The sequence below is a fragment of the uncultured Veillonella sp. genome (assembly GCF_900545205.1).
Lineage (GTDB): Bacteria > Bacillota > Negativicutes > Veillonellales > Veillonellaceae > Veillonella.
The window spans coordinates 1-6,757 of the sequence record NZ_UQYC01000086.1; the positions used below are offsets into that span (position 1 = coordinate 1).

The 6,757-nt window shown below is 38.8% G+C and carries 4 protein-coding genes and 1 pseudogene; 1 reads left to right on the top strand and 4 read right to left on the bottom strand.

Annotation, left to right across the window (positions count from 1 at the left end; genetic code table 11):
• A pseudogene (locus QZR70_RS08010) lies at window positions 1-133 on the bottom strand (CoA pyrophosphatase); the annotation flags it as partial.
• Window positions 134-372: 239 nt separating this feature from the next.
• A complete protein-coding gene (tyrS, locus tag QZR70_RS08015; RefSeq protein ID WP_295794352.1) occupies window positions 373-1,581 on the bottom strand; it encodes a tyrosine--tRNA ligase in 1,209 nt (402 codons plus the stop codon).
• 162 nt (window positions 1,582-1,743) lie between these two features.
• On the opposite strand from tyrS, the gene QZR70_RS08020 reads away from it, so the two are divergent.
• Complete coding sequence (locus QZR70_RS08020) at window positions 1,744-3,834, top strand: transglycosylase domain-containing protein (protein ID WP_105093871.1); 2,091 nt, start codon at window positions 1,744-1,746, stop codon at window positions 3,832-3,834.
• A gap of 177 nt (window positions 3,835-4,011) precedes the next feature.
• On the opposite strand, the gene QZR70_RS08025 is transcribed toward QZR70_RS08020, so the two are convergent.
• Together QZR70_RS08025 and QZR70_RS08030 are read right to left on the bottom strand one after the other, a co-directional pair.
• Window positions 4,012-6,390 (bottom strand): endonuclease MutS2, encoded by a 2,379-nt coding sequence (locus QZR70_RS08025; protein ID WP_295794353.1) that lies wholly within the window; start codon window positions 6,388-6,390, stop codon window positions 4,012-4,014.
• A gap of 13 nt (window positions 6,391-6,403) precedes the next feature.
• The coding region (locus tag QZR70_RS08030) for a U32 family peptidase (RefSeq protein ID WP_295794355.1) at window positions 6,404-6,757 on the bottom strand (354 nt) is incomplete at its 5' end.

A 6,757-nucleotide genomic window follows, 5' to 3' on the forward strand; every position in this document is an offset into this window, starting at 1 on the left:
GCACAGTAAATACTACATGATCTTCCCCATCAATTTCTAATAGTGGTACTGCTACTGCCGCTGTTATAACATCAATATCGGTAAGAACAGTATGTTCTCGTTTTTCTAGGAAATTAAATAGTTTCTTGTCCATATATGGTCCTCTTACTTTATAGATACTATACGATATCTATATAAATCTTTTATATGTCAAATTTGTATTTTATAATTGTATCTATATTTATATTTGAATTTATGTTTTACTTTCATTATACATGAACTTGTAAGTCATTTTTTGCTTCACAAACAACAGATTTAGTAGATAAATAATCTTATAGACAAAATAGACAGAAAAAAACTGTGATGAGGTTTCTATCTCATCACAGTTTTATATTAGTTAAATTTAATTTTTACGAATTTACGTTTACCAACTTGAACGATCATGCCCTCTTCAAGGGTAAGGTTTTCTTCTGTATATTTTTCACCGTTTACTTTGAAAGCACCAGCTTTAATAGAACGACGTGCTTCACCATTAGAAGCAGTCAAACCAGCATCTGTACAGAATTGTGGTACAAAGATTGGTTCTGTTGGCGCATCCATAGCGTATTCAGGAATATCTGTAGGCAACGCGCGTTGTTGGAATACGCGCTTGAATTCTTCTTCTGCCTCAAGAGCAGCGTCTTCACCATGGTACAAACGAACAATGGTACGAGCTAATTGCATTTTAGCGTCACGTGGATGTAATTCACCACTTTCAAGACGTTTTTCCATGTCCTCTTGTTCTTCAATTGGCATATCTGTAACGAGCATGAAGTAGCGCATCATCAATTCATCAGGAATGGACATTGCTTTACCGTACATTTCTTTAGGTTCTTCGTCGATACCGATGTAGTTACCTAAAGATTTACTCATTTTTTGAACACCGTCAAGGCCTTCAAGCAATGGCATTGTGATAACAACTTGAGGTTCTTGACCTTCTAATTCTTGTAAATGACGGCCCATTAACAAGTTGAAAGTTTGGTCTGTACCACCAAATTCAACATCAGCATGTAATGCTACAGAATCTTGACCTTGCATCAATGGATACATAAACTCATGAACACCGATTGCACGACCTTCTTTAAAGCGTTTATTGAAATCATCACGTTCCATCATACGAGCTACAGTGTAAGAACTTGCCAAACGTAGAACATCAGCAAAGTTCATGGATTCAAGCCATTCACTGTTGTCGCGAACGATAGTTTTTTCAGGATCCAACACTTTGAAGATTTGTGTTTTATAAGTTTCAGCATTTTTCAATACTTCTTCTTTTGTAAGTGGTGGACGAGTTACGCTTTTACCAGTAGGATCACCAATACGTGCAGTGAAACCACCGATAACAATCACTACTTGATGACCAAATTCTTGGAACAAACGTAATTTACGAAGTGGTACAGTATGACCCAAATGAATATCTGGCGCTGTTGGGTCCAAACCTAGTTTTACAACTAACGGTTTATTTTCCTTAATGGATTTTTCTATTTTCTTTACAAGATCTTGTTCGTTAATTAAATCTGCTACGCCGTGTTTAATTTGGCGTACTTGTTCTTGAGCACTAACCATGATAATCCTCCTCGAAATACTATTGTTTTAGTATACCATTATCTAAAAACTTTCACAATTATATATATAGTATTGGTTTTAAGCCATTTATGATATAATATTTATAACTGCGTAATAGAATTTACGTTATATTTACTAACAAAAGAAAAAAGAGGTGACTCTATGAGTAATAACTCAAATGCGAGAAGCAGCCGCCGTTCTAACGGTAGCGGCTCTACACCGAAGAAAACAAGTCCGAAGCGTCTATTTTGGATTTGTGCCCTTCTCCTTATACTCATCGTAGCCGGAGGTGGCTGTGGTTTTATCAGTGCCACACTGTCTAACCTACCAGATGTATCCAATGTACGTCCTTCCGCATCGTCTCAAATTTACGATGTCCATGGTAATCTCATCACAACGGTTCATTCCACAGAGAATCGATTACCAGTACCTTTAAAAGATGTACCAAAGGATTTACAAAATGCCTTTGTTGCTACTGAGGACTCTCGCTTCTACTCCCATCACGGTATCGACCCAGTTGGTATCTTACGTGCTGTATGGGTTAACCTTGTTCATAGTGGCGTATCTGAAGGTGGTTCTACTATCACTCAACAGTTAGCACGTAATGCATTCTTGTCTCAAGACAGAACATTTAAACGTAAAATTTCTGAAGCATTACTAGCACTAAAAATTGAACAACACTACACTAAGGATGAAATCCTAGAAATGTACATGAATCAAATTTACTTTGGTCAAGGTGCATACGGTGTACAATCTGCAGCTCATGTGTACTTTGGTAAGGATGCTAGCCAATTAACGCTTGCTCAAGCAGCGCTCATTGCGGGCTTACCACAAAGTCCTAACTACTACTCTCCATTCAATGATTTGGAAGCTAGTAAAAAACGTCAAGCCGTTGTATTAGGCCAAATGGTTAAATACGGATACATTACACAAGAGCAAGCCGATGAAGCGCGTCAAGCAGATTTAGGCTTAGTAGCAAAACAAGAACAAACGCATGAAAAATCTAATGCGTCTTACTTCATTAACTATGTTATTGCACAAGTTTCTGAAAAATATGGTGATGATGCAATCTATAAAGATGGTTTAAAAATTTATACTACTCTCGATATGGATGCACAAAATGCGGCTGTAGCAGCAATGCAAAACTTGCCTAACTACTACACAGATAGCAATGGTTTACATCAACCACAAGGTGCGATCGTAGCTATGAATCCTCATAATGGTTATATTATGGCTATGGTTGGTGGTCGCGGTGATGATGCATTTAACCGTGCTACACAAGCAGAACGTCAACCAGGTTCCGCTATGAAACCATTTGTATATTTGGCAGCTATTCAATCTGGTAAAACTCCTGGTTCTATCGTAGATGATAGCCCTGTTACATTTGGTAACTGGAGCCCTAAAAACTATGAAAATGACTTCGTAGGTAGCATTACATACCGCTATGCATTACAACATTCTCGTAACGTAGCTGCCGTAAAAATTGCTGATGAAGTAGGCATGTCTAAGATTATTAAACTTGCTAAAGAAATGGGTATCTCTACTCTAACTGATCAAGATAATAACTTGTCTACTGCACTTGGTGGTTTAACTCATGGTGTAACACCTCTTGAAATGGTTCAAGCTTATGGTGTACTCGCTAATGGTGGTATCAAAGTTCAACCTACGGCAATCGTTAAAATTGTAGACCGCAATGGTCAAGTTGTGGAAGAAAACTCCATCCAAGAAAAACGTGTTGTAGATGAAAAAGATGCAGCTATCATTACAAATATGCTAGAATCCGTTATAAATGGCGGTACTGGTGGTAATGCCGCAATCGGTCGTCCTGCAGCAGGCAAAACTGGTACAACAGATGATTCCAAGGATGCTTGGTTCGTTGGTTACACGCCTGATTTAGTAGCTGCCGTTTGGATTGGTGATGACTATGGCTCGGAAACATTACGAGGCATGACCGGTGGTGACACACCTGCTATTATGTGGGGCCAATTCATGGCAAATGCGCTTGCCAATACCCCTGCTTCTGACTTCTCCGTTCCTGCTAGCGCTCAATCAGCTGTTTCTGAAGGTTATTATAATCCTGTAAAAGCACAGCCTAAAAAAGAAGCTGCTAAGGACGAAAAAGCAGACAAAAAAGACGATAAAGACAAATCGAAAGATGAAGCTGTAAAAGATGACAGTGGCTCAAAAGATGATGCAACTGAACAAAAATCTAATTCATCGAAAAGTAAAAAGTCTAGCAAAAAAGATCGTTAATCTCATACGATAAAGGAGCGGAACAATTGTTCCGCTCCTTTTGTTTATATAAAAAAGGTAGTAAGTTTATGAACTTACTACCTTATTCTATTACTCTACATCTATATAATCATCTAAAAATACTATTCCTGTACAATATACAGATAATCGATGATGAATTAGAGCATGTATGTACTTTTACTTAAGAACTACATTCGTAGCCCCTGCACCACCTTCATCATAGCCTGCTGTTTCAAAGTGAGCTACATGCGGTAAGGTACGCAAATATTGATGCACACCTTCTCGTAATGCACCAGTTCCCTTACCATGGATAATACGTACTTGGCTAACACCACCCAGCAAGGCTTGGTCAATAAATCTACCAACAGATACTGTCGCTTCATCTACGGTTTGACCGAGAATATTGATTTCAGTGCGAACCTCTTTTTGGCGTTGTACAGCAGAACCACCCATACGTTTTCGTGTCTTAGGCATGGATGCCTTTTGTTCACGAGCCAGCTTATTGCCTTCTTCACGTGTAGTAGATTGTAATTCGCTAACCTTAACTGTAGCTGTTAATCCATTAATATCTACATTCACTCGATTACCATTGATAGACAATACAGTACCTAATGAGCGCAATGACGTAACATATACAGCTTGGCCCACCTTAATAGCATCTGCTGTCAAGGACTTACGATCATCATCTACTGGAGCTTCTGGCACATGCACATTAGAGATGCCCTTACGAGCTGCATTGATGGCAGATTGACGCTTATCTTTATTTGTTTCAGAGAATTGCGCTTTCAATTGCTTGATAATCGCTTCCCCTTCAACGCGTAAACTACGTTTCATAGATTCTGCATCAGCTTGAGCTTTGGCTAAGATTTGTTTACGTTTTTCATTAAACTGTTTCTTTTCCTTCTCTAATTGACCACGCATACGACGTGTTTCATCTAGCTCTTTCTTTAATGCTCTTTCCCGTTCAGAGGCTTTACGAAGCTGTTCATTCAAATCTGAAAGAACCTCTTCCATTTCATGACTACCAAATTGAGATTTATACTCTGCAGCACGTGTTACGATGTCTTTTGGTAAGCCTAAACGAGCCGCAATACTCAATGCATGGCTACTACCGGCTACGCCGATATAGAGTCGATACGTTGGTTTTAATGTACGCTCATCAAACTCTACATGGCCATTTTCAATACCTTCCGTATGGTATGCATAATTTTTAAGCTCATTATAATGGGTACTTACCATCATGAGAGCGCCTTTTTTACGGAAGAACTCAAGGATAGATACTGCAAGCGCACTACCTTCTTCTGGATCAGTACCAGATCCAAGCTCATCGAGTAATACCAAATCATTTGGACCACAATGTTTAATGATAGAAATAACTTGTGTCATATGAGCGGAGAACGTACTTAAGCTAGCTTCAATACTTTGCTCGTCCCCAATATCGGCAAAGACATTATGGAATATTGGCAACATGGATCCGTGATCAGCAGGAATAAATAAACCACATTGGTTCATTAAACTCAATAGCCCTAATGTTTTAAGGGATACTGTTTTACCACCTGTATTAGAACCAGTGATTAATAAAATACGATACGATGTACCTAACTGAATATTCGTAGGCACTACCACATTTGGTGGAATCAATGGATGACGAGCTCTCATGAGATTAACTGTTCTATCAGTACTCAAGATTGCTGGTACACCCTTATAGGAAATAGCAAGGCTCGCCTTACCATATACAAATTCGATGTGTGATACCTTTTCACAAGCATCCATCAAATCATTACTATGTTGTTTTACAAGGGCTGATAATTCGCGGTAAATACGCAATACCTCTTGCTCTTCACCAATTAGTGCCTCTTGTAATTCATTATTTAGATTCACCAAGCGCATCGGTTCAATATATAAGGTTTGACCCGTTGCAGAACGGTCGTGAATAAGACCATCAAAGTATTGGCGATACTCTTGTTTTACAGGGATTACGTAACGATTATTACGTTGTGTAATGATTGCTTCTTGGAAATACTTTTGATTATCCTTGTCGTGCAAGATAGCTTGAATATCATTTTTAATCTTTTCACGTGTTTTAATAATCGTATTTCTAAGACTCGCCAATTTAGGAGATGCTGTATCAAGCAATTCCCCTTTTTCATCAAAGACGCGTTTAAAACGGTTTTCAATGCGGTCTGTATTCGGCATATCCTGTACCCATAGGGATAGCAATGGATATTCCATATATTTTGTTCTAAAGAACTTTGTCATCCGCTTATAAGCACCAATGGTCAAGTAAATATCCCACAATGCTTCACGAGTAAGAACAAAGTCTTTACGACTCTTTTTACATGATTCACGAATATCTCGCGTACCACCTAACGGTTGTTCTACCTCAGTTTGCAAAGAACGCATGGCTTCTGCTGTTTCATCAAGGTTCTCTTGAATAGCTTTAGCATCCGTCATTGGTTCAATATGCATAGCCAATTCTTTAGCAATGGTAGAACTACAGTGTTGTTGTAATTGTTCTTTTATATGGTGAAAGTCTAATACATCTTCGTTAAACAATGTACTACCTCTTTTATAAAATACCTCTAAAATAGTGGCCCCTTGTAATAGGTGCATCATCTTTACCTACACTCTTGGGCGGAGCCTCTTTTGTTCCATTTTGAATGGATACATAATCTGCTACGATAGTACGCAAACGATGTGGATCCATATGTCGCCCATCGATGCGCAATATATGTAGCCCTTTTCGATGTAACTCTGGCACGTAGGCACGCATGTCCATTTCATGACTATTCATGATGTGCATGCGGCAATAAGGATCTGTACGCAATGGGAACACTTCCCCTTTACGGTCTTTCAATGCATAGTCCTCTGTTACACATGGCATAGGACAGTTTTCCTTCTTGCCAGTGCCCACAAAGCTTGC